The sequence below is a fragment of the Paenibacillus oleatilyticus genome (genome assembly GCF_018998565.1).
Lineage (GTDB): Bacteria > Bacillota > Bacilli > Paenibacillales > NBRC-103111 > Paenibacillus_G > Paenibacillus_G oleatilyticus.
The window spans coordinates 1-321 of sequence record NZ_JAHNZO010000205.1; the positions used below are offsets into that span (position 1 = coordinate 1).

1 protein-coding gene is annotated in these 321 nt (G+C 53.3%); it reads left to right on the forward strand.

Annotated elements, in window-relative coordinates:
* Positions 1 to 125 precede the first annotated feature (125 nt).
* Positions 126 to 321 (forward strand): hypothetical protein (locus KQX66_RS36980; RefSeq protein WP_216798462.1); only part of this gene is annotated, 196 nt, incomplete at its 3' end.

The window sequence follows — 321 nt, forward strand, 5'->3', positions numbered from 1 at the left end:
ACGGGGGAATAAACAGCATCAAGAAAAGCTCGGGATTGAAGTCGATATGCAACCCAAACTGCGGCCAGGCCAACACGGCGCCAACGATGATTTGCATCAGCGGAAGCGGGATTTGGAAGGGCAATATGCGCGTCACGACGCCGGACAACGAGACGGTGAGCAATAAGATCAATATGGTGAAGAATGTTTCAATCGTGAACCTTTGTGGATTTAATTTTTCTCGCCGTTATCAAACGGTTTTTCTGCATGCCGCCCCTCAGGCGGGCTCGTCGGGCAAGGCTGAACAGCGGCCACGGCGGCCGCTGTCGATAAAGAAAGCGC